This window comes from Saccharothrix sp. NRRL B-16314, assembly GCF_000716595.1.
Classification (GTDB): domain Bacteria; phylum Actinomycetota; class Actinomycetes; order Mycobacteriales; family Pseudonocardiaceae; genus Actinosynnema.
Genome location: NZ_JNXC01000006.1, coordinates 1 through 21,401 on the forward strand (window position 1 = coordinate 1; position 21,401 = coordinate 21,401).

Sequence of the window (21,401 nt, forward strand, 5' to 3'; positions counted from 1 at the left end):
GCCTTGGGAAACGCTCCCGAGGAAACTCGGGTGGCGCGCCCAAGGTCGACCCATCTGTTCCCGACCGCCGAAATGGTGCGACGCGCACCACGTCACATTTTGGGCGGACGGCGGCACCACGGATCTGGACAACCTCGTACTGCTGTGCCGCACGCATCATTCCCTGGTGCACCACTCGCGCTGGCGCATCACCATGACCGGCGGAATTCCGGCCTTCATCCCGCCGCGTCACGTGGACCCCATCCAGAGGCCGCGACAGAACTTCCTCCACCGACCACCGATGCCCATCGCCGCCTGAATACCACGACCGGACCGGACCACTCACCTCCTGGTCGGCCGTTCGTGGGGGCACGCCCACGGATGAGCGCCACCGGAGGGGACGCCGAGAGCGTCCCCTCCGGTGGCAAGCGGTCACTCCCCCGTGCTGAAGGCGGCGTCGAAGGAAGCGGCCGGCGGGTCGAACAGGTGCCGCCGGATGAAACCGACCGCCTCCTCCGCGCCCCGCAACCGGTCCATGCCGGCGTCCTCCCACTCCACCGAGATCGGCCCGCGGTAGCCGATCGCGTTCAACGCCCGGAACGACTCCTCCCACGGCACGTCGCCGTGCCCGGTCGACACGAAGTCCCAGCCCCGCCGGGGATCGGCCCACGCCAGGTGCGAGCCGAGCCGCCCGTTGCGGCCGTCGAACCGCTTCTTCGTGTCCTTGCAGTCCACGTGGTAGATCCGGTCGGCGAAGTCGAGGATGAACCCGACCGGGTCGAGGTCCTGCCAGATGAAGTGCGACGGGTCCCAGTTCAGCCCGAACGCCGGCCGGTTGCCGACCGCGTCCAATGCCTTCCGAGTCGTCCAGTAGTCGTACGCGATCTCCGACGGGTGCACCTCGTGCGCGAACCGCACGCCGACCTCGTCGAACACGTCCAGGATCGGGTTCCAGCGCCGGGCGAAGTCCTCGTACCCGGCGTCGATCACGGCCTGCGAGACCGGCGGGAACATCGCCACGTACTTCCAGGTCGAGGACCCGGTGAAGCCGACGACGGTGTCCACGCCGAGCTTCGCCGCCGCGCGAGCCGTGTCGGCCATCTCCGCGGCGGCACGCCGGCGCACCGACTCGGGCTCGCCGTCACCCCAGATCCGGGACGGGAGGATGGCCTGGTGGCGGAAGTCGATCGGGTCGTCGCACACGGCCTGCCCGACGAGGTGGTTGGAGATGGCGAAGACCTCCAACCCGTACTGCTTGAGCATCGCGCGCTTCGCGGGCACGTACTCGTCGTCCGCCAACGCCTTGTCCACCTCGAAGTGGTCACCCGAGCAGGCGATCTCCAGGCCGTCGTAACCCCATCCCGACGCCAGCCGGCACACCTCCTCGAACGGCAGGTCGGCCCACTGGCCGGTGAACAAGGTGACCGGTCGGCTCATCGGGGTTCTCCAATCGTGGTCCACGCGGACTGCTGTCCGGCGCTCTCCTCCACGGCCGCCAGGACCCGCTGCACGCGCAGGCCGTCGGCGAAGCTGGGCGCGGGGTCCTGCCCGCCGCCGATGGCGGTCAGGAAGTCCGCCACCTCGTGCGTGAACGTGTGCTCGTAGCCGATCAGGTGACCGGGCGGCCACCAGGCGCCGAAGTACGGGTGGTCCGGCTCGGTGACCAGGATCCGCCGGAAGCCGGCCGCCTGCCCGTCGTCCTCGAAGTACACGGACAGCTCGTTCATCGCCTCGAAGTCGAACGCCAGGCTGCCGCGCGTGCCGTTGACCTCCAGCCGCATGGCGTTCTTGCGCCCCAACGCGTACCGGGTCGCCTCGAAGGTGCCCAGCGCGCCGGACGAGAAGCGGGCCATGAACACGGCCGCGTCGTCCACCGTCACCTCGCCACGCCCGTCGCCGTCGGGCCGCGAGCGCACGAACGTCTCGGTCGTGCCGCTGACCCCGGTGATCAGGTCGCCGGTGACGAACTGGGCGGCGTCCACGATGTGCGCGCCGAGGTCGCCCAACGCGCCGGAACCGGCGAGTTCACGCCGCAGCCGCCACGTCATCGGCGACTCCGGGTCGGACAGCCAGTCCTGGAGGTACACGGCACGGACGTGCCGGACGTCCCCGATCCTGCCTTCACCGACCAGCTTGCGGGCCAGCGCGATCGCGGGCACCCGGCGGTAGTTGAACGCGACCATCGACCGGACGCCCCGCGTCGCCGCCTCCTCGGCCGCGGCGGTCATCGCCTCGGCTTCGGCGACCGTGTTGGCCAGCGGCTTCTCGCACAGCACGTGCTTGCCGGCGGCGAGGGCGGCGAGGGCGATCTCGGCGTGGGTGTCGCCGGGCGTGCAGATGTCGACGAGCTGCACGTCGTCCCGGGCGACGAGCGCGCGCCAGTCGGTCTCGACGGCGGCCCAGCCGTACTTGGTCGCGGCTTGCCCGGTGCGCGCCGCGTCACGTCCACCGAGGACGGCCAACCGTGGCGTCAGCGGCACGTCGAAGAACCGGTGGACGTTGCGCCACGCGTGCGAGTGCACCGCGCCCATGAACGCGTGGCCGACCATGCCCACGCCGATCTCGTCTGTCATCAGCAACCTTTCACTGCAGCGGTGTCCGAACGGCCCGGTGATCCGGGTCAGGAGTCGAAGCCGACGTCGAGGTACTGGTCGACGTTCTCCTTGGTCACCACGGCGGAGTAGGTGGTGATGGACGCCGGTACGTCGTGCTCGGCCAGGTCGCCGATGCCCTTGGCCTGGCCCAGCAGCCTGGCCAGCGCGATCGCCGAGGACGCCATCGACGGGCTGTAGAGGACGGTCGCCTTGACCACGCCGCTGTCGGCCTTGATCAGGTCCATCATGTTGCGCGACCCGGCGCCGCCGACCATGACGAATTCCTTGCGGCCCGCGCTGTCGATGGCCGCCATCACGCCGATGCCCTGGTCGTCGTCGTGGTTCCACAGCGCGTCCAGCTTGGCTGCCGACTGGAGCAGGTTCGCGGTCTGCTGCTCGCCCGACTCGGACGTGAACGACGCCGAGACGCGCGGTCCGACGGAGAAGCCGGCGCGCGCCAACGCGTCCCGGAAGCCCTTGCTGCGCTCCTGGGTGAGCGGCAGCGAGTCGATGCCCGCGACCTCGCCGATGATCGGGTTGCCGATGTTCTTGGCCTTCATCTGCTCGACGATGTACTCGCCCGCGTTGACGCCCATCCGGTAGTTGTCGCCGCCGATCCACAGCCGGTAGGCGAGCGGGGTGTCGAAGACCCGGTCGACGTTGACGACGGGGATGCCCGCGTCCATGGCCTGCCGGCCGACCTCGGTCAGCGCCTTGCCGTCGAACGGCAGCACCACCAGCACGTCGACCTTGTCGTTGATCAGCGTCTCGACCTGGCCGATCTGCTGGTTGACGTCGTTGGTGCCCTCGGTGGCCTTGAACGTGACGTCGGAGAACCGGTCGGCCTGCGCCTTCGCGTTCTTGGTCATGGCCGCCATCCAGCCGTGGTCGGCGGCGGGCGCGGAGAAGCCGATGGTGACCTGCTTGCCCGGCTGGCTGTTCTGGCCCGAGCCGCCCGCGACGGCGTTCGGCGCGGTGTTCGCGGACTCGTTGGACGTGCAGCCGGCGAGGAGGGCGGCGGTGCCGACGGCGGTGGTTCCCCAGAGGAACCGGCGGCGGTCGAGTGAGGACATGGCTGACTCCCGGGCGTGGGTCGGAGTGGCGGTTGTGCCGTGCGTCAGGTGGTTCGTGCTCCGCGGTGGCGGGCTGTCGTGCGTTGGAGGAGCACCGCGGCGACGATGATCACGCCCTTCGCGATGTTCTGGATGTCGGTGTCGAGGTTGTTCTGGGTGAAGATGTTGCCCACCACGGTGAAGATCAGGACCCCGATCAGCGTGCCGATCAGCGAGCCGCGACCGCCGCTGAGCAGCGTGCCGCCGATGACGACTGCGGCGATCGCGTCCAGCTCGTAGAACATGCCGTTGGTGGACGCGCCCGAGGTGGTGCGGGCGACGACCATGAGCGCCGCGATGCCGCAGCACAGCCCGGCGATGCCGTAGACGAGGGCGGTGTGCCGCCGGACGTCGATACCGGCCAGGCGGGCGGCTTCGGCGTTGCCGCCGACGGCGAACGTGCGGCGGCCGAACGTGGTGCGGTTGAGCAGCACCCAGCCGACCGCGAACACCGCGGCCAGCATCCAGATCAGCACCGGGACGCCGAGGATGTCACCGCGGAAGAACGTGGTGAACCCGGTCTCGGTGACGACCTGCGTGCGGCGGCCGGACAGCCGTTCGGCCAGGCCCTTCGCCGACGCGTACATGGCGAGAGTGGCGATGAACGGCACTATCCGCCCGTACGAGATCAGCAGGCCGTTGACCAGGCCGCAGCCCAGGCCGACGAGCAAGGCGCACAGCACCATCACCACCGGCCCGTACGACTGGGTGGCGACCGTCGTCATCCACACGCCCGACAGCGCCACGATGGAGCCGACGGACAGGTCGATGCCGCCGCTGATGATCACGAACGTCATGCCGACGCTGACCACGCCGATGGCCGCGGCCAGGCGCAGCATCGTGGAGATGTTGGCCTCGGTGAGGAAGCTGTCCGGTCGGGTGGCGTAGCCGACCGCGCACAGCACCACCAGCACGCCCAGCAGGCCGGTGAGCCTCAGGTCGAGGTGGCGCCGGTGCTTCCGCGGCGCCTCGGGCGGCGCCGATTTCGGGTCGAGCACCCGGGCTTCGGTCACTGGACCTCCTCCTCCGTCACAGCCGCTGTGTTCTCGGTGATGGCGCTCTCGGTGATCGCGCTCTCGGTGATGGCGCTGCCGCTCATCACGATGTCCAGCACGGCGGCCTCGGTCAGCTCGTCGGCCCGCCGGTCCTCGACCACCTCGCCGTCGCGCAGCACCAGCACCCGGTCGGCCAGGCCCAGTACCTCGGCGACCTCGCTGGACACCAGCACCACGGCCACGCCGGCCGCCGCCAGTTCGTGGATCACCCGGTACAGCTCGGCCCGCGCGCCGACGTCCACCCCGCGCGTCGGCTCGTCCAGCAGGAGCACCTTGCAGCCCCGGACCAGCCAGCGCGCCACGACGGCCTTCTGCTGGTTGCCGCCGGAGAACTCGGCGACCAGCCGGCCGGGGTCGGCGGGGCGCAGGTCCAGCCGTTCCAGGGTGGCCTTCGAGTCCTTCAGCTCCCGGGCACGGTCCATGAAACCGGCGCGGCTGTACGCCGGAAGGCTGGACAGCGTCACGTTGTGCGCCACCGACAGGTCCAGCAGCAGGCCCTGCGCCTTGCGCTCTTCCGGCGCGAGGCCGATGCCCGCCTTGACGGCCGCGACGACGCTGCCCGGTCGGACCGGTCTGCCGTCGACCGCGACGTGCCCGGAGTCCGGCTTCCGTGCGCCGAACACCGTTTCCAGGATCTCGCTGCGCCCCGCGCCGACCAGGCCCGCGATGCCCAGCACCTCTCCCGCGTGCACGTGGAAGGTGACGTCCTTGAACTCGCCCTCGCGGGTGAGGTCCGTGACGGTCAGCACCTCGCGGCTGGTGTCGACGGTGGAGGTGTCGCGGTGCGGGAAGACGGTCTCGACCTTGCGGCCGGACATGAGGTCGACCAGGTCGGCCGTCGGGGTGTGCGCGGGGAGGTTCGCGGCGACCGTGCGGCCGTCCTTGAGCACGGTGACCCTGGTGCCGATGCGGCGGATCTCGTCCAGGCGGTGCGAGATGTAGAGGACGGAGACGCCGGCGCCGGTGAGCTCGCCGACGATGCGGAACAGGTTGTCGACCTCGTCGGCGGCCAAGGCGGCGGTCGGCTCGTCCATCACGATGAGCCGGGCGTCGTGGGCCAGCGCGCGGGCCATCGAGACCAGCTGCATGCCGGCCGCGGACAGCCTGCCCACTTCGCGGTCAGGGTCGATCTCCGGGTGGCCGAGACGGGTCATGAGCCTTTGGGTCCGGTCACGGGCCGCCGCGCGCCGGGTGAAGCCGAACCTGGTGGGCTCGTGGCCGAGGAAGACGTTCTCCGCGACGCTGATGTCCGGCACGAGGTCCAGTTCCTGGTACATCGTGGCGATGCCCAGCCGCAGTGCGGCCACCGGTGACGGGAGGGTGGTCGGGGCGCCACGCCAGGTGATCTCGCCGTCGTCCGGCTGGTGCGCGCCCGAGAGGACCTTGATCAGGGTGGACTTGCCCGCGCCGTTCTGGCCGAGCAGGCAGTGCACCTCGCCTTCGGCCACGTCCAGGTCGACCTGGTCCAGGGCGCGCACGCCGGGGAAGGTCTTGCCGATGCCCGCCATCCTGAGCAGGTTCGACTCGCGTCGGCCTTCCTTCTGCGCCTGCATCGTCTCTCCGGCTTCGTCGGGGGGCGTCGATCGTGGTCCAGCTCACGTTCCGGGTCGGGTTCTGCCCGATCCTGACAGTTCCCCGCGCAGAGTGACAACGTTTCGGCCCGACTTTTGCCACACCGTTGCGAAAGTCTGTTCGGTTTTGCCGGAAGGTCTGTGCTTTTGCGAATTCTGTGGCGACTCTGCTGTCACGGTGACGCCGCGGTGAGGTCGATCAGCCCGCCGGGGAGAACGCCCGGTCGGTCGCGGACCAGGCGGCGCCGGTCACGCCGGCCAGGTCGCCCAGCTCGGACAGCACGATGGGCAGGTTGCCGGTGGCCAACGGCAGGGACCGGCGGTAGACGGCGCTGCGCACCTCGGCCAGCAGGGAGTGGCCCAGCCGGGACACGCCGCCGCCGATGACGACCATGCCCGGGTTGAGGAAGCTGACCAGCGACGCGACGGCCTGCCCGAGTCGCCGCCCACCCTCGCGCACCAGGTTGGCCGCGGCGAAGTCGCCCGCCGCGGCAGCCGCGCCGACGTCCTCGGCGGTGAGGACGCCCTTGTCGCGCAGGGCGGTGGCGAGGGCGACGGAACGTCCGCTGCGGGCGAGGGCGGTGGCGTCACGGGCGAGCGCCGCACCGCCGAAGCACGCCTCCAGGCACCCGACCTCGCCGCACGCGCAGGCCGGGCCGTAGTCGTCCAGCCTGATGTGCCCGATGTCGCCGGCCGTCCCGGCCACGCCCCGGTAGACCCGTCCACCGAGGACGATCCCGCAGCCGATGCCGGTGCCGACCTTGACGAAGATCAGGTCTTCGAGCGACCGGGCGACACCCGCGTGGCGTTCGCCGAGCGCCATGACGTTCACGTCGTTGTCCACGGTGACCGGGCAGCCCCACCGGCCGGCGAGTTCGTCGCGCACGGGATAGCGGTCCCAGCCGGGCATGATCGGCGGCGCGACCGGCATGCCGTCGCGGAAGCTCACCGGACCCGGCAGCCCGATGCCGGCGCCGATCAGCCGGCCGGGCGCCTTGGCGTAGACGGTGTCGGCCAGCTCGACGACCCGGCCGAGCACCTGCGCGGGGCCGTTGCGGACGTCGCAGTCCTCGCTGTGGCTCTCCAGCACCTCGCAGCGGCCGTCCGTGACGGCGACCGTCACCGAGGTCGCGCCGACGTCGACACCGAGGACGCGCAGGTCGTCGGCCAGGTGGACGAGCGTGGAACGCCGCCCGCCCCGGCTCGCCGCCGGCCCGCCGACCTGCACGAGCCCGACGTCCACCAGCCTGGCCAGCTCGGCGGCCAGCTTGGCGCGCGGCAGTTCGAGCCGCTCACCCAGGGCCACCCGGGACATCGCACCCTCGTCGCGGAGCAGCCCGAGCAACTGCGACTGCCTGCCGGAGACGACATGCGGCTGCTGACCGCTGCCCTTCGCGCTGCCCATGACGTCAATTTACGGCGAGACGCGATCACCAGGTGATCGCGTCTCGCGGACGACAAGTCGAACGGGCGCGCGCGGACGTGACGGGACAGCGGAGGTTGCGTTGATGCCCCGACTCACTCGTTCGTGACCGTGTTGCCGCATCGGTGACGATTAAGACGACACAGAGTAGTCACAGTCGGCAGCAAACGTGACCCGTGTCACCCATTAATGCCGTTTGCTTGCCACTTCAAATCACCAACGGTTACGTTCTCGGCCGCAGATCACGGTTCCATCACCGAACGGACACGGGCCACTCATCCCCCGAAACGGCCCGCGACCACCTGGATCCCCCGCCGGGGTTCGGTGACGGAGTTCCCCGACCGCAGGAGGCTGCACCCTTGGCTCGGCATGTCCGTCACAAGAACAAACGCGAGCAGACCACGTTCCAGGTCCCAGCGCCACCACCCGGCTACAAGGGCGCGCACCGGGCCGAGTCCGAGCGGGTCCTCCCGCGCCGCATCGCGGGTGTGGCGGTGGCCGTCGGCATCGTCGGCGCCGCCGGAGCCGCGGCCCACGCGATGACCGGGACGTTCAGCCCCGTCGCCGGTGGCGCGGACTTCGGTGGCGTGCCGGACCAGTCGGCACCCATCGGCAAGGTCGAGACCGTGCACGCGGTCGACCTCGGCTCGGAGACCGCCCGGATCATCCGCCAGGAGCAGCTGGCCGCGATGCAGGCGTTCAACCAGGCCAGCGGCGTGGCGCAGGACGGCTACGCGGCGCGCAAGGCGGCCGAGGAGAAGGCCGCGCGTGAGGCGTGGGAGGCAGCGGAGGCGCGCAAGCCGCCGAAGCAGCGTCAGATCGAGGGCTGGATCCGCGAGGCGATCGCCGTCCTGGCGGCCAACGGCACCCCGATCACCGAAGCCAGCATGGACGAGATCTACACGATCATCATCAAGGAGTCGAACGGCAACCCCAACGCCGTCAACACCTGGGACTCCAACGCCGCCCGCGGCACACCGTCCAAGGGCCTGATGCAGTGCATCGACCCGACGTTCCGGACACACATGCTGCCCGGCTACGGCGACATCTACGCCCCGGTCGACAACATCATCGCCGGCGTCCGCTACACCTACGCCCGCTACGGCGGCTTCGACAACCACCCTGGCCTCGTGGGCATCAACCAGGGCAGCGGTTACGTCGGCTACTGAGCCGGAGATGATCCCCATCCCGCCGGGACGGGTCACGCTCTCCCACCGCGGTGCGCAGCGCACCTGGTCGGTCGACGTCGCGCCGTTCGGGATCGCCGCCCACCCCGTGACCCAGGCGCGGTACGCGCAGGTCACCGGTGAACGGCCGAGCACCGCCCACGGCGACCGGTTGCCCGTCGAGGGCGTGTCGTGGTTCGACGCGGTCCGGTTCTGCAACGCCCTGTCACGCCTTGAAGGCCTGACGCCCGCGTACGGCATCGATGCCGACGACGTCGAGTGGGACGTGTCCGCCGACGGGTACCGGCTGCCGACCGAGGCCGAGTGGGAGCACGCGTGCCGTGCCGGCACGACCGACCCGCGCTACGGCCCGTTGGACGACATCGGCTGGTACCGCGCCAACTCGGACGAGCGCGTCCACGAGGTCGGCGGGAAGCAGCCCAACGCGTGGGGCCTGCACGACATGCTCGGCAACGTCTGGGAGTGGTGCTGGGACATGCACGACTTCGAGGTCAAGGGCGTCTACCGGGTGCTGCGCGGCGGCGGCTGGTTCGACGAGCACTGGAGCTGCCGGGCGTCCGTCCGCCGCCGCAGCCACCCGACGTTCAGGATCGACGATGTGGGGTTCCGCATCGCGCGCACCGCATGAGCGGGGTGACCGTTCCGGCGGCGTTCGCCGAGGCGACGATCAGCCGTGAGGGTGCGGCGGGCCGGCAGTGGATCGAGTCGCTGCCCGCGTTGGCCGCGGAGTTCCTGGACCGCTGGTCGTGCACCGTGTCCGGGCCGACGATGCACGGGTTCGTCGGCGTGGTGATCCCGGTCGTCCGCGCGGACGGGTCCGAGGCGGTGCTGAAGCTCGGTTTCCCGCGGTCGCACAACGCGGCGGAACCGGTGGTGCTGGCGGCGTGGGACGGCAACGGCGCGGTGCGACTGCTGGAGCGTGACGACAGCCGGCCCGCGATGCTGCTGGAGCGGTTGCGCCCCTTGGCGAAGCCCGAGCCCGAGCCGTTCACCGCGGTCGGCCGGCTCGCCCGCCGACTGGCGATCGCCGCGCCGCCCGGTGTGCCGTCGCTGGCCGACAAGGCCCTCGGCTGGGTGGTGGACGTGCCCGCGCACGCCGCGCGCCTGGGGTCTCCGCTGCCGGCGCGAGTGGTCGACGCCGCCGTCGCCAACGCGCGGGACCTGGCCGGCGACCAGGGCGTCCTGGTGCACGGCGACCTGCACTTCGGCAACATCATGTGCGACGACGACGGGCTGCGCGCCGTCGACCCGACCGGGTTGGTCGGTGACCCGGCGTTCGAACTGCTCCCCGTGCTGCGCGGCGACTGGCTCGCCGTTTCGGGTGAGTCGGACCCGGGGAAGGCCGTGGAACGGCGGATCGCGGAGTTCGCCGAAGCCGCCGAGGTGGACCGCGAACGGGTGCGCCGGTGGACGCAGGCCAGGGCGGCGGAGTCCGCGCTGTGGTCGCGCAGCCTGGGCGAGCCGGCCCTGATCACCGAGGTGGTCGACACCCTGGCCGCGCTGCTGGCGTGAACCGGCGGGGCGGATCGCTAGGGTGACGCGATGCGCGTGCTGCTGACGTTCGCCGGTGGGCTGGGCCACTTCCAGCCGCTGATCCCGCTCGCGTCGGCCGTGGCCGCCGCCGGTCACGTGGTCGCGTTCGCGGCCGGTCCGGCTCAGCGGCAGGCGATCGAGGCGGCCGGGTTCACGGCGTTCGCGGTGGGCGGTGGAGGCGACGACGTCCCGGAACGCCGGCCGCTGCTCGTGCCCGACCGGGAGCGGGAGGAACGCGACCTGCGCGAGGGCTTCGTCCGGCACGGTGCGGCCCACCGACTGCCGCTCTACCTCGACCTGTTCGGCGAGTGGCGGCCGGACGTCGTGGTGTGCGAGGAAACGGACTTCGGCAGCGTGCTCGCCGCCGAGAAGCTGGGACTCCCCTACGCGAACGCGCAGGTGACCGCGTCCGGTTCGTTCGTGCGGCCGGCGGTGATCGGCGAGGCGATCGCCGAGTTGCGCGCCGAGCACGGACTGTCGCCCGATCCGAACCTCGTCATGCTGCACCGGCACCTGGTGCTCTCGCCGTTCCCGCCCAGCTTCCGCGACCCGGCCAGCCCGTTGCCGCACACCGCTTTCCCGATCCGTCCCCCGGTCGGACCGCAGGCCCGGTCGGACACGCCGACGGTCTACTTCACGCTGGGGACGGTGTTCAACACCGAGTCCGGCGACCTGTTCGCGCGCGTGCTGGCCGGGTTGAGCGACCTGCCGGTCGACGTGGTCGCCACGGTCGGCAGGCACGTCGACCCGGCCGAGTTCGGCGACCAGCGGGCCGGGGTGCGCATCGCCCGCTACCTCCCGCAGTCCGAGGTGCTGCCGCGCTGCGACCTGGTGATCTCGCACGGCGGGTCGGGCAGCGTCATCGGCGCGTTGGCGCACGGTCTGCCCACGGTGCTGCTGCCGATCGGTGCGGACCAGCCGCACAACGCCGAGCAGTGCGTGCGGCTCGGCGTGGGGAAGGAACTGGATCCGGTCACCGTCACGCCGCAGGGGCTGCGGGCGGCGGTGACGGAGGTGTTGGCCGATCCGGGTTACCGGCGTGCGGCCGAACGGGTTCGGGAGGAGATGCTCCGACTGCCCGAACCCACCGGGGCGGTGCCGCTGTTGGAGCGCCTCGTCGCGGACGAATTGTCGGACCCCGTCGGTAGGATCAAGAACAGGGGTCCCCTTGCGCGGGGACCCCTGTGAAGCATTCGCCGGGACGGTCGGTCGGGTGCCGAGGCAGGGCGAGGCGAGGCGCGCTGAGCACGCGGTGAGACCGGGACGCGGCGAAGCGGGCAGGCAGCCCAACCCGCACAGCGGACCGCGGACCGCACGACGCCCGCACACAGCGAGCCCCAACGGGCGGTAATGCCGGCACACGACGGGCCGTGCCGGCCGCACGACCGCACACACCAAGCCAAACGGGCAAGTGCGACCAGCACAGCGAGCCGCGCGGCGGTGGGCCAGGACAGAGCGAGCCGTGCGGACGGCACGGTGGGCTCAGTGCCGTGCACCGTCCAGCCGCCCGCCCCCAGCCCGTCAACCGAGGCGGAAGTCGGCTACTCGGATCGGTGACGGGGTGGTGCCGCTGGAGCGTTGTTGGTACTGCACCGACAACACCCCGTCCGCCGCCAACCTGGACACGTCGACGTTGACCTCGCCGAACGCGTTCATCGACGACCGGTCGAAGACCAGGCTCCAGTCGGTCCACCCGCTCGCCTTGCTCGCGGACACGATCCGACCGCGCGGCATCACCAGGTAGGCGTTGTCGGAGCGGTCGAAGACGAGTTTCGTACGTTGGGTGCTGCCGGGCGCCACGGGCACCTCGCGCTTGGTCCACGTGCCGTTCGAGTTCCGCACGACGTGGAACGTCCGGCCGTACTGCGTGCGCTGCTGCGAGTAGTTCGACACGCACTGCGTGAACCGGCCGGGCACGTAGCTGATCACCACGTGCGGCGTGCCGGTGGAGTCGGCGGCCTGCCCCTCCTGGTTCATCAGACCGTGGTTCGGGTCCAGCGGGTCCGCCACCAGTCCCGGCGAGTTCACCGACACCCTCGTGCCGCCGGTGTTGCCGACGACGCTGCCGGCCCCGTTCCGCCAGGTCCGCCCTCGATCATCGCTGTAGACGTAACCGGTGTCGTGGTTGGTCAGGCCACCGGAGTTGCACAGCACGCCCGCGTTGCCCTCCCGCCACGTGAACGCGGCGTGCAGCCGACCGCGCCGGTCGTAGGTGAGCCCGTGCAGGTACATGTTGCGTGTCGTCGACACGACCCCGTTCGGCCCCCGGTAGTCGCCCGTCGCGGACGACCACGCGCCCAGCCGCCGCCACGCGCCACCGGTGTACTCGGCCAGCTCGTTCACCCCGTTCCCCGACCCGCCGGTCCGGTAGCTGAACTGCAAGGCGCCCTCGGGCGTGACGACGAACTGCGGGTACGTCATGTTGCCCAGCTCGACCCCGCCCAGGGTCCGCTGCACGGACCCGAAAACCGACGACGACCAGCCGTGCGAACCCGGCTGCGACGCGAGCCCGGCAACGGACTTCGAGTAGTACAACCGGGTGTTGTGCGTGTCCATCGCGACGTGCAGGGTGCCGTCCTGCGGCGAGATCCCCAGCGAGATCACGTTGTGCGAGTCGTTCGCGCTCAACTGGTGCGGCAGGACGGCCTTCTCCCAGCTCCCGCCCAACGCCCGCCGGGCCACCACCGCGTTCCGGCTGGAGGTGTACCAGGCCGCGTACTGGTAACCGTTGTGCGTCACCATCGCGTCCTGGAACGCGTTGTTGTTGACCAGCCCGTCGTACGACACGAAGTACAGCGCCGACTGGTCCAGCGCCGTGTCGGACAGCAGCGTGACGCCCGGCCCGGCGCTCGCCACACCGGGCTGCACCAGGGACGCGGCGAGCACGACCACCGCCACCGCCCACGCCCTCATCGGACCACCCCGTCGACCTGGACGGTCTGCACCGCACCCGACGCGAACGGCACTCGAACCAGTTTTCCCGCCGTCCGCAGGTCCTGGCGCCGCGTGTACCGGTCCCCCGAACCGGACGTGAGGGTCGACCACCGGGTGACCACGCCGTCCGGCACCTGGCCGAACCGGGACAGGTCGAACGTCAGCGTCTGCGCCGCACCGGGGTTGGCCGCCACGATCACGAGCCGGCGGGCGGCGGGGTCGTGCGCCGCGACCGCGTAGTCGACACCGGTGTCGATGATCCGCATCCCGGGCCGGATGTGCCGGGTGAACTGTGCCAGCACGTACAGCTTCGTCTCAACTGCACCCGCCCGCAGGGTTCCGCCGTCGTACTGGACGAGGCCCCAGCCGGCGGTGGGGTCCATCACCTGCCAGTAGCACCACGCCGTCGGCTTGAGCCAGCGGAAGTCCATCAGCAGGCAGCGGGCCGTGTTCATACCGGAACCGTCGCCGTCGCCGTGCTCGGAGTTCCAGAGGATCTTGCCCGCCGCCCGGACGTCGTTGCCCAGCAGGTCGCGCCGCCCGCCGAGCCCCTGGTAGCCGTGCACGTTCACCTGGCGCACCAACGCCTTGGTGCCCGAGTCGAAGCTGTTCCAGGTGGTGCGGGCGAGGTCGTAGCTGGTCTCGTCGGACGCCGAGACCATGACGCCGCCCAGCCCCTGCCGGTCCAACTCGGTGCGCATGTGGGCGAGAACGCTGCGTTGCGTGGTCGCGTCGATGCCGCAGCCCTCCTGCCTGCCCTCGGCGTTCCAGTACGGCGAGGACGGCTCGTTGAACGGGTCGACGGTCCGGAAGTTCACGCCCCAGTGGTCACGGGCGCGGCGCGCGGTGGCGGCGAGGTGCAGGGCGTGCTGGCGGTGGTTCCACGGCTGGAGGTTGTTGCCCGCGTCCGCCGCGCCGGACGGGTTGTGGTTCAGGCACATCCACCACATCGGGGAGTTCGCGAACAGCTCGCTCATCGCACCGCGCTGGGTCGCCTTCACCAGCGCCGCGCGCTGCTTGACGTCGACGTTCCAGTTCCACGCCGAGGACGCCGGGTCCTCGTTGCGCCAGTCCAGCCAGAAGCCCTCGATCTGCTTGAACCGCGGGATGTTCGGCGAGGCGACCATGCGCGCGCCGTCCACGTCGTTCCAGCTGCACGCGCCCAGGTTGTAGCGGGCGATGTTCATGCCGAGGCCGGGCAGCGCGGCGCCGTTGTAGGTCACCGTCTTGGTGGTGAAGAACAGGTCGGCGAAGTCGTCCCGGTCCCCGAACACGTTGGCCCACCACGCGAGCGAGGTGCCCCAGCCCTCCCACGCGCCCTGGTCGGCGTTCGGGTCGACGCCCACCGTCGCGTCGGCCCCCGCGACACCGGTGCCGAGGGCGCCGGCCGCGACCACGACCCCGGCCGCGGTGAACAGCGATCTGCGGGTGACCGTTCCCTGTGGGTCCACGGAGTTCTCCTCGTCCGACTGCGGCCTCATCGCCTTGTCCCTCCACTGGAGTGGTGAAGACCACCCCAGTCCGTGGCATAGTTCCGGGTCAACGAAACAAACAGAATCGATCAAAGTCGATCGGAACCGAAAATGCGACTGGCGGCGCAACGACGTGAACTGATCCTGGCGGCGGTGAGGGCGCACGGGGTGGTCCGTTTGGCGGATCTCGTGGACCGGTTGGGCGTGACGGCGGTGACGGTCCGCCGGGACGTCACCGCCCTGGCCGAGCGCGGCCTGGTCTCCCGGGTGCACGGCGGCATCACCGTGCCGCACCACGGTGATCCGCCCTCGTCCCCGAGGTGGGCGCACACGCTGGTCGGCATGGTCGCGCCGTCCGAGGACTACTACTGGCCGGCCGTGATCCAGGGCGCGCAGGCCGCCGTCACGGCCGCGGGCGGGCGGCTGGCGCTGCACACGTCCTGCTACGACGCGGCCGAGGACCGTCGGCAGGTGGCGAAGCTGCTCGAACGCGGTGTGCAGGCGCTGCTGGTCGCGCCGAGCACCACCGGCGCCGCCGGGATCGACCTGTTGCACTGGCTGAGCGGGTTGAGCGCGCCGGTGGTGCTGATCGAACGCATGCCGCCGGCGGAGTTGCCGACGATCGGGCTGGACGCCGCCGTCACCGACCACGCCTTGGGCGCGGGGCTGGCGGTGCGGCACCTGGCCGCGTTGGGGCACCGCACCGTCGGCCTCGTGCTGTCGCACCTCAGCCCGCACCGGGCGGCGATCCGGGACGGGTGGTCGGCGGCGCTGTCGTCGCTGGACCTGTCGTCGGGCGGGGTGCCGGCGCTGGACGTTCCGCCGTACGGCCTACCGGGCTGGGCGGAGGCCTGCGACGACGTGCTGGCGCGGTGCGTGCGGGCGGGGGTGCGGGCGTTGCTGGTCCACGCCGACCGCGAGGCCATCGCCCTGCTCGAACGCGCCCGCGACCGGGGGTTGGACGTGCCGGGCGACTTGGCGGTGGTGTCGTACGACGACGAGGTGGCCGCCGCGTCCGACCCACCGCTGACCGCGGTCCGGCCGCAGAAGCACCGGCTCGGCGCGCTGGCCGCGCAGTTGGCCCTGGCCCGGGTCGCCGACCCGCTGGACCGGCCGGTGCACCGGGTCACCCTGTGGCCGAGCCTGACCGTGCGCGAGTCGTGCGGCACGCCGCGCGACCGGTCCGGACGGCCGGTGGGCACGGGGCGCAACCGCCTGTCGGCCGAACCGGCGCCATCGTCGAGCCCTTGAACGACTGATTGCCGGCCGCCCACCGGTCCGCCACGATGAGTAGGACGGAGGGGGGCCGTGGTGGGGCGATATCGGTTGCACGTCAACGGTGAGCGGCGCGAGGTCGATCTGCCCGCGGAGACGCCGCTGCTGTGGGCGTTGCGGGAACAACTGGGGCTGCTCGGGCCCAAGTACGGTTGCGGAGTTGGCGCGTGCGGCGCGTGCACGTCCCTTGTGGACGGTCGTGCGGCGCGGCCTTGCGTGACCACGGTGGCCGAGGCGCGTGGCAGTCACGTCACCACCATCGAGGGCCTGTCGGAGGACGGCGACCACCCGGTGCAGCGGGCTTGGCTGGAGCTGGACGTCGCGCAGTGCGGCTACTGCCAGCCTGGTCAGATCATGTCGACGGTCGCGCTGCTCGCGGTCGACCCCGATCCGGATGACGCGGCGATCGACGCGGCCTTGCGGGACAACGTGTGCCGGTGCGGGACGTACACGCGGGTGCGTGCGGCCGTGAAGCGCGCTGCCGAACTCAAGCGGGGTGAACGGTGAAGCGGCGGACGTTCCTGGGTGGTGTGCTGGTCGTGTCGGCGCCGATCGCACTGCCGGCTTCGGCCGAAGCGGCCGGGGAGTTCGCGCCGAACGTGTTCGTGCGGCTGGACGACCGCGGTCGGATCACCACGACCGTGCCGACACCGGACTGCGGGCAGGGCGTGCGGACGATCGTCGGCTTGCTGGTCGCCGAGGAGCTGGCGGTCGGGCCGGGCGACGTCCGGTTGGAGCAGGCACCCGGCGACGCGCAGCGGTTCGGCTGGCAGGGCGTCGGCAACTCGTACTCCGCCCGGCACCTCACCGGACCGATCCGCACGGCTGCCGCCACCGCGCGGTGCCTGTTGGTCGCGGCGGCGGCCGGGCGGTGGGGTGTGCCCGTCGCGGAGTGCACGGCGCGCGACGGCGTGGTCCGCCACGGGCGTCGGGCGGTGCGGTACCGGAACCTGGTGCGGGACGCGGCGGCGCTGGACCCGGCGACCGTGCCGGTGGCGCTGACCCCGCGCGAGAACTGGCGGCTACTTGGCCGTACCGGCGCCGGCCGGGTGGACGCGAAGGCGATCGTGACCGGCAAGGCCCGGTACGGCATCGATACCCGTCCGGCGGGCACGCTGGTCGCCGTCGTCTCCCGTCCACAGTGGATCGGCGCGGTGGTCGACTCGGTGGACGACAGCGCGGCGCGCGCGGTGCCCGGGGTGGTGGCGGTGACGACGCTGGACCCGGCGACGTCCGGCCAGGGCGGGGTCGCGGTGATCGCGCGGTCGATGCCGGAGGCGCTGCGCGGGCGTGAGGCGCTGCGCGTGACCTGGCGCGGCGGCACGCCGGACGCGGACAGCCGGGTGTGGTCGGCCGAGTTGGAGTCCGCGTTGCCCGCCGTTCCGGCGGCGCCCGGACCGGTGTCGTTCGAGGCCGTCTACCGGCTGCCGTTGCTGGCGCACGCGCCGATGGAACCCACGAACGCCACCGCGCACCTGACCGCCGACGGACTCACCGTGTGGGTGCCGACGCAGGACCCCGGCGGACTGCGGAACGTCCTGGCCGGGCAGCTCGGGTTGGACCCGGCGCGTGTGCGGGTCGAGGTGACGCTGGCCGGCGGCGCGTTCGGCGGGCGGGGCGACCCGGCCCCGGTGTTGGAGGCGGTCGCCTGTTCCAGGGTCGCGGGCGCACCCGTGAGCGTGATGTGGACCCGGGACGACGACATGCGGCACGACGCGTACCGGCCGATGTCCGTGCACCGGCTGTCCGCCGTGGTGGACGGCGCCGGTGTGCCGACGTGGCGGGCGCACGGGATCGCGACCTGGCCGCTGACCCTGCTGCCGTTCTTCGACAACCCGGAGGTCGTCAAGGCCAACGGCGACCACTTCCCGTACGCGGTGCCGGGCAAGGTGGACGTGGTCCTGCGGCCCGCGCCGGTGCGCACCGGCTTCTGGCGCGCGGTCTACGCGGGGCACTTCCAGTACGCCGAGGAGAACTTCCTCAGCGCCTTGGCCCGACGCGCCGGGCTCGACCAGGTGGACCTGCGGCGTCGACTGCTGCCCGCCGACTCGCGGCTGCGTCGGGTGCTGGACGCGGCGGCGGCGCGGGCCGGTGCGGTGCGGTCGGGCTTCACCCGCGGGGTGGCGTGCCACGACGACTACGGGTCCGTCATCGCGGTGATCGCGGACAGCTCCGAGGGCCGGGTTCGCAAGGTGACGGCCGCCGTGGACGTCGGTCCGCCGCTGCACCTGTCGGGGGTGCGGGCGCAGGTCGAGGGCGCCGTGATGGACGCGGTGTCGACGGTGTCGGGCGCGCAGATCACCGTGCGGGAGGGCCGGGTCGTGCAGTCGTCGTTCGCCGACTACGCGTGGGCGCGCATCGACCGCGCGCCGGACGTCGACGTGGTGATCGTGCCGTCGGACGCGCCGGTCGGCGGGCTGGGTGAACTGGCCTACCCGCCGGCGGCGGCAGCCATCGCGTCCGCCACCGGGCAGACCGTCACCGGGATGCCGGTGGGCGTCGAGGTGGGCTGACCGGAGATTGCACTGAGCCGAAATGCACTGACCCGAAGTGCGCTGAGCCGAGATGGGCCGCGCCGAAATGCGCTGACCTGTTCGGCGAGGCCCGAATACCCTGTCCGCCATGGACCTCGTTGACCTCTGGCGACCGACCGGGCGGGCGGAACTGGACCTGGTCGCGGCGTCGCAGTGGCGGTCGTGGCCGCCGCGACTGCCCGACCAGCCGATCTTCTACCCGGTGGCGAACCGCTGGTACGCCACCAAGATCGCGCGCGAGTGGAACGTGCCCGCCAAGGGCGTCGGGTTCGTCACCCGGTTCAGCGTGCGGCGGGACTTCCTCGCCCGGTACCCCGTGCAACAGGCCGGTGGGCGTGAGGTGTTGGAGCACTGGGTGCCGGCCGAGGACCTGGACGAGTTCAACGCGAACATCGTCGGCGCGATCGTGTGCGAAGCCGAGTACCGGGGTCCGGTGGCGGACATCGAGTTCGACCGCGCGGAGGCCGAGCTGGGTCGTCCGCTGCCGGCGGCGTGGCGGCGTTACCTCCAGGGCGAGTCGTGGTTCCGCAGCGGGTGGTTGGGCGACCTCTTCGTCACCCTCTACACGCCGCTGGAGACGGTCGAGGCGAACGTGGCGGCGGCCCACCCCGGCATCGCGATCATCGGTGACGACGGGTCCCGCGAACGCCTCGCCTTCGACCTGCGCCAGGACCCGACGCCGGTGTCGCTCGTGGACGTCACCAGCGCCGGGTGGTCCGACGCCCTGCCGTTGGCCCCGGACGCCGACGCGTTCGTCACGCGGTTGGAGTCCGGCGACATCTCCTGGTAGGGCAACGTGAACCGGGATGGTCAGACGTGCGTGGTCGTGGTCCGGCCGTCGAGCACGCCGCCCTCGGTCTCGGCGTCGGCTACCGCCGCTGCGGCTGCCGCGGCGGCGCGGGTCGCGTCCTCGGCCGCCTTCGCCGCAGCCTCCTCGGTGTCGGCGGAACCCCCGGTCGGCGCGATCTTCGGCAAGGCCTCGGTGAAGGCGCGGGAGACGCCTTGCAGCGCGGACGTGACCTCGCTCGGGATCACCCAGAACGTGTTGCCGGGGCCCTGCGCCAACTGCGGCAGCGTCTGGAGGTACTGGTAGGCCAGCAGCTTGGGGTCGGGGTCGTTGCGGTGGATCGCCTGGAACACCTGGTCGATCGCCCGCGACTGGCCCTCCGCCTTGAGGATCTCGGCCGCCCGCTGGCCTTCCGCGCGCAGCACGGCCGCCTGCTTGTCACCTTCGGCGGTGAGGATCTGCGACTGGCGCTGGCCTTCGGCGTTGAGGATCGCCGCGCGCTTGTCGCGTTCGGCCCGCATCTGCTTCTCCATCGCGTCCTTGATGGTGCGCGGCGGGTCGATCGCCTTGATCTCGACCCGGTTGACCCGCAGCCCCCACTTGCCGGTGGCGTCGTCGAGCACGCCGCGCAGCTGGCTGTTGATCGTGTCGCGGGAGGTGAGCGTGCGCTCCAGGTCCATGGAGCCGACCACGTTGCGCAGGGTGGTGACGGTCAGCTGCTCGACGGCTTGGAGGTAGCTGGCGATCTCGTAGAACGCCGCGCGCGGGTCGGTCACCTGGAAGTAGAGCACCGTGTCGATCTCCACCACGAGGTTGTCCTCGGTGATGACCGGCTGTGGCTGGAACGAAACGACCTGCTCGCGCAGGTCGATGGCGGGGTGCACGCGGTCGATGAACGGGATGACGACGTTCAGCCCCGGCTGGAGGGTGCGCTGGAACCGGCCCAGCCGTTCGACGTTGCGGGCACGGGCCTGCGGCACGATCCGCACCGCCATCAGCACGATGGCGACCACGAACAGCGCGATGACGAGACCGGCGATCAAGGATTCCACGAGTCACTCCCCGGGGTAGACGAACGCGGTGCTGCCGCTGATCCGCATGACATCGACGGTGGTGCCCTCGGGGATCACGAGGCTGTCGTCGAACGGCCGTGCCGTCCACTCCTCCCCCGCGATGCGCACCCGGCCCCCGTGCCGCGACACCTCGCTCACCACGTAGCCGGACTCGCCCACGATGGCGTCCACGCCGAACCGCACGGTCTGCGGCTTGCGCAGGTGGTCACGGGCGAGCGGGCGGAGGAGTACGAGACCGAGGACCGACGCGACGGTGAACACCACGACCTGGACCGGAGCGGGCAACCCGATCGCGGCCACCCCGGAGGTGATCAGCGCGGCCACGCCGAGGACGCCCAGCGCCGCCGTCAGCACGAGGAGTTCCGCCGCGCCCAGGAACAAGCCGAGCAGCAGCCACACCAGCCAACCGTCCACGGCGCACTCCCTCCGTGACACGTCGGCAGACCGACGTCACGCTTCGGGCCTACTGCCATGCTCCTCGGCTGGTGGTGGCGCGGCAACGTGCCCACCCGGCCGACCCGACGACGGCTTCCTTGCCGGACACCGGCAACCAGGCCGGTCGGCTCGTGCGGAGGAACAACCGGCGGGGGTCGGGGCGGATGTGCGCCTCCTCGCCGCGCGGCGCACGCCGCACGCCGCACGCCGACGCGGCGACGCGGCGACGCGGCGACGCGGCGACCGAGGTGAACCTGCGGGCGAGCGGCAAGGGGCCAGGATCGCGGCGTCCCCAGGGCAGTGCACGGGCTCGCGGGTTGTGGCTGACCGCCATCGGCGTCCAGCGCACGGGCACGCGGGTGTGACGGACCGCCATCGGCGTCCAGCGCACGGGCACGCCGGGTGTGGTGGAGCGCCGTCGGCGTGTTCGACCACGC

At 71.6% G+C, this 21,401-nt stretch carries 20 protein-coding genes; 10 read left to right on the forward strand and 10 right to left on the reverse strand.

The features are described from left to right. A partial coding sequence (locus OQ02_RS42325; protein WP_197043301.1) for an HNH endonuclease signature motif containing protein occupies positions 1 to 298 on the forward strand: 298 nt, incomplete at its 5' end. 113 nt (positions 299 to 411) lie between these two features. Here the strand turns inward: OQ02_RS42325 and OQ02_RS12395 are convergent. The 6 genes from OQ02_RS12395 to OQ02_RS12420 all read right to left on the reverse strand — a co-directional run bounded on the left by OQ02_RS12395 (position 412) and on the right by OQ02_RS12420 (position 7,716). After that, a complete protein-coding gene (locus OQ02_RS12395) occupies positions 412 to 1,416 on the reverse strand; it encodes a sugar phosphate isomerase/epimerase family protein (protein WP_033438542.1) in 1,005 nt (334 codons plus the stop codon). Beyond that, complete coding sequence (locus OQ02_RS12400) at positions 1,413 to 2,552, reverse strand: Gfo/Idh/MocA family protein (RefSeq protein ID WP_033438543.1); 1,140 nt, start codon at positions 2,550 to 2,552, stop codon at positions 1,413 to 1,415. Before OQ02_RS12400 ends, OQ02_RS12395 begins: the two co-directional genes overlap by 4 nt. Before the next feature lie 47 nt (positions 2,553 to 2,599). Further along, the gene (locus OQ02_RS12405) at positions 2,600 to 3,646 is read right to left on the reverse strand and encodes a substrate-binding domain-containing protein (protein WP_033438544.1); all 1,047 of its coding nucleotides are present in this window, start codon (positions 3,644 to 3,646) and stop codon (positions 2,600 to 2,602) included. Positions 3,647 to 3,690: 44 nt separating this feature from the next. Next, positions 3,691 to 4,683 carry an ABC transporter permease gene (locus tag OQ02_RS12410; RefSeq protein ID WP_231500001.1) on the reverse strand — a complete coding sequence of 331 codons (993 nt, stop codon included), beginning with the start codon at positions 4,681 to 4,683 and terminating at the stop codon, positions 3,691 to 3,693. A gap of 11 nt (positions 4,684 to 4,694) precedes the next feature. After that, positions 4,695 to 6,293, reverse strand: a complete 1,599-nt coding sequence (locus tag OQ02_RS12415; protein ID WP_231499985.1) for a sugar ABC transporter ATP-binding protein — start codon at positions 6,291 to 6,293, stop codon at positions 4,695 to 4,697. Positions 6,294 to 6,510: 217 nt separating this feature from the next. After that, a complete protein-coding gene (locus OQ02_RS12420) occupies positions 6,511 to 7,716 on the reverse strand; it encodes an ROK family transcriptional regulator (protein WP_033438546.1) in 1,206 nt (401 codons plus the stop codon). 377 nt (positions 7,717 to 8,093) lie between these two features. Here OQ02_RS12420 and OQ02_RS43715 point away from each other — a divergent pair, with 377 nt between their 5' ends. Genes OQ02_RS43715 through OQ02_RS12440 form a run of 4 tightly spaced genes read left to right on the forward strand, consistent with a single transcriptional unit; the run spans position 8,094 to position 11,642 of the window. Next, on the forward strand, positions 8,094 to 8,903 hold the full coding sequence (locus tag OQ02_RS43715) for a transglycosylase SLT domain-containing protein (RefSeq protein ID WP_033438547.1): 810 nt from the start codon (positions 8,094 to 8,096) through the stop codon (positions 8,901 to 8,903). Positions 8,904 to 8,910: 7 nt separating this feature from the next. Beyond that, positions 8,911 to 9,549, forward strand: a complete 639-nt coding sequence (locus tag OQ02_RS12430) for a formylglycine-generating enzyme family protein (RefSeq protein WP_033438548.1) — start codon at positions 8,911 to 8,913, stop codon at positions 9,547 to 9,549. Beyond that, a complete protein-coding gene (locus tag OQ02_RS12435; protein WP_033438549.1) occupies positions 9,546 to 10,433 on the forward strand; it encodes an aminoglycoside phosphotransferase family protein in 888 nt (295 codons plus the stop codon). Before OQ02_RS12430 ends, OQ02_RS12435 begins: the two co-directional genes overlap by 4 nt. 30 nt (positions 10,434 to 10,463) lie before the next feature. Next, entirely contained in the window at positions 10,464 to 11,642 is a 1,179-nt protein-coding gene (locus tag OQ02_RS12440) for a glycosyltransferase (protein ID WP_063747047.1), read from the forward strand. Positions 11,643 to 11,975: 333 nt separating this feature from the next. On the opposite strand, the gene OQ02_RS12445 is transcribed toward OQ02_RS12440, so the two are convergent. Then, positions 11,976 to 13,367 (reverse strand): BNR repeat-containing protein, encoded by a 1,392-nt coding sequence (locus OQ02_RS12445; protein WP_033438550.1) that lies wholly within the window; start codon positions 13,365 to 13,367, stop codon positions 11,976 to 11,978. After that, on the reverse strand, positions 13,364 to 14,839 hold the full coding sequence (locus OQ02_RS12450; protein WP_033438694.1) for a beta-1,6-galactanase: 1,476 nt from the start codon (positions 14,837 to 14,839) through the stop codon (positions 13,364 to 13,366). Before OQ02_RS12450 ends, OQ02_RS12445 begins: the two co-directional genes overlap by 4 nt. Before the next feature lie 132 nt (positions 14,840 to 14,971). Between OQ02_RS12450 and OQ02_RS12455 the strand changes: the two genes are divergently transcribed. From OQ02_RS12455 to OQ02_RS45685, 4 genes are all read left to right on the forward strand, one after another. Beyond that, positions 14,972 to 16,111 (forward strand): substrate-binding domain-containing protein, encoded by a 1,140-nt coding sequence (locus OQ02_RS12455; protein WP_063747048.1) that lies wholly within the window; start codon positions 14,972 to 14,974, stop codon positions 16,109 to 16,111. A gap of 60 nt (positions 16,112 to 16,171) precedes the next feature. Next, entirely contained in the window at positions 16,172 to 16,642 is a 471-nt protein-coding gene (locus tag OQ02_RS12460) for a (2Fe-2S)-binding protein (RefSeq protein ID WP_033438696.1), read from the forward strand. Beyond that, on the forward strand, positions 16,639 to 18,648 hold the full coding sequence (locus OQ02_RS12465) for a xanthine dehydrogenase family protein molybdopterin-binding subunit (protein ID WP_033438551.1): 2,010 nt from the start codon (positions 16,639 to 16,641) through the stop codon (positions 18,646 to 18,648). Before OQ02_RS12460 ends, OQ02_RS12465 begins: the two co-directional genes overlap by 4 nt. 109 nt (positions 18,649 to 18,757) lie before the next feature. After that, positions 18,758 to 19,459: a hypothetical protein gene (locus OQ02_RS45685; protein WP_231499986.1), complete on the forward strand. Its 702-nt coding sequence runs from the start codon at positions 18,758 to 18,760 to the stop codon at positions 19,457 to 19,459. A 20-nt stretch (positions 19,460 to 19,479) separates the two neighbouring features. Here OQ02_RS45685 and OQ02_RS12475 read toward each other — a convergent pair whose 3' ends face one another. Together OQ02_RS12475 and OQ02_RS12480 are read right to left on the reverse strand one after the other, a co-directional pair. After that, positions 19,480 to 20,508 carry an SPFH domain-containing protein gene (locus OQ02_RS12475; protein WP_033438552.1) on the reverse strand — a complete coding sequence of 343 codons (1,029 nt, stop codon included), beginning with the start codon at positions 20,506 to 20,508 and terminating at the stop codon, positions 19,480 to 19,482. 3 nt (positions 20,509 to 20,511) lie between these two features. Beyond that, positions 20,512 to 20,943, reverse strand: a complete 432-nt coding sequence (locus OQ02_RS12480) for an NfeD family protein (protein ID WP_033438553.1) — start codon at positions 20,941 to 20,943, stop codon at positions 20,512 to 20,514. Positions 20,944 to 20,957: 14 nt separating this feature from the next. Here OQ02_RS12480 and OQ02_RS12485 point away from each other — a divergent pair, with 14 nt between their 5' ends. Further along, complete coding sequence (locus OQ02_RS12485) at positions 20,958 to 21,329, forward strand: hypothetical protein (protein ID WP_156077010.1); 372 nt, start codon at positions 20,958 to 20,960, stop codon at positions 21,327 to 21,329. Positions 21,330 to 21,401: the final 72 nt, after the last annotated feature.

Bases quoted from the DNA above. Each gene is read 5' to 3' on its own strand.
- OQ02_RS12395 (WP_033438542.1), bottom strand. From the start codon at position 1,416: ATGAGCCGACCGGTCACCTTGTTCACCGGCCAGTGGGCCGACCTGCCG.
- OQ02_RS12400 (WP_033438543.1), bottom strand. From the start codon at position 2,552: ATGACAGACGAGATCGGCGTGGGCATGGTCGGCCACGCGTTCATGGGC.
- OQ02_RS12405 (WP_033438544.1), bottom strand. From the start codon at position 3,646: ATGTCCTCACTCGACCGCCGCCGGTTCCTCTGGGGAACCACCGCCGTC.
- OQ02_RS12415 (WP_231499985.1), bottom strand. From the start codon at position 6,293: ATGCAGGCGCAGAAGGAAGGCCGACGCGAGTCGAACCTGCTCAGGATG.
- OQ02_RS12420 (WP_033438546.1), bottom strand. From the start codon at position 7,716: ATGGGCAGCGCGAAGGGCAGCGGTCAGCAGCCGCATGTCGTCTCCGGC.
- OQ02_RS12430 (WP_033438548.1), top strand. From the start codon at position 8,911: ATGATCCCCATCCCGCCGGGACGGGTCACGCTCTCCCACCGCGGTGCG.
- OQ02_RS12435 (WP_033438549.1), top strand. From the start codon at position 9,546: ATGAGCGGGGTGACCGTTCCGGCGGCGTTCGCCGAGGCGACGATCAGC.
- OQ02_RS12440 (WP_063747047.1), top strand. From the start codon at position 10,464: ATGCGCGTGCTGCTGACGTTCGCCGGTGGGCTGGGCCACTTCCAGCCG.
- OQ02_RS12445 (WP_033438550.1), bottom strand. From the start codon at position 13,367: ATGAGGGCGTGGGCGGTGGCGGTGGTCGTGCTCGCCGCGTCCCTGGTG.
- OQ02_RS12455 (WP_063747048.1), top strand. From the start codon at position 14,972: ATGCGACTGGCGGCGCAACGACGTGAACTGATCCTGGCGGCGGTGAGG.
- OQ02_RS45685 (WP_231499986.1), top strand. From the start codon at position 18,758: ATGGACCTCGTTGACCTCTGGCGACCGACCGGGCGGGCGGAACTGGAC.